At 64.2% G+C, this 288-nt stretch carries 1 pseudogene; it reads left to right on the forward strand.

The features are described from left to right. A pseudogene (locus tag EN807_RS34790) lies at nucleotides 1-178 on the forward strand (flagellar basal body P-ring protein FlgI); the annotation flags it as partial. Between the last annotated feature and the right edge of the window lie 110 nt (nucleotides 179-288).

Raw genomic sequence — 288 nt, forward strand, 5'->3', positions numbered from 1 at the left:
CTTCACCGCCATCGAGGCCTAGCGACCCGACGCCCGGGTTGCCGTGCTCGACGGCCCCGACCTTGAAACCCTCGTTTCCGGTCTCAACCGTCTCGGCGTGAAGCCCGACGGCATCATCGCCATCCTGCAAGGCATCAAGTCGGCCGGCGCCCTGCAGGCCGACCTGGTTCTCCAATAGGCATGCCGATGATGGAGCTCTTCTCCTCAAACCCGCATCGTCGCCCGAGACTTCATACGACCATGAAGCTGATAGCCGCTGTCGCGATCGCTGCGCTGAGAGGCGGCACG

The sequence above is a fragment of the Mesorhizobium sp. M5C.F.Ca.ET.164.01.1.1 genome, assembly GCF_004792125.1.
GTDB classification, from domain to species: Bacteria; Pseudomonadota; Alphaproteobacteria; order Rhizobiales; family Rhizobiaceae; genus Mesorhizobium; species Mesorhizobium wenxiniae.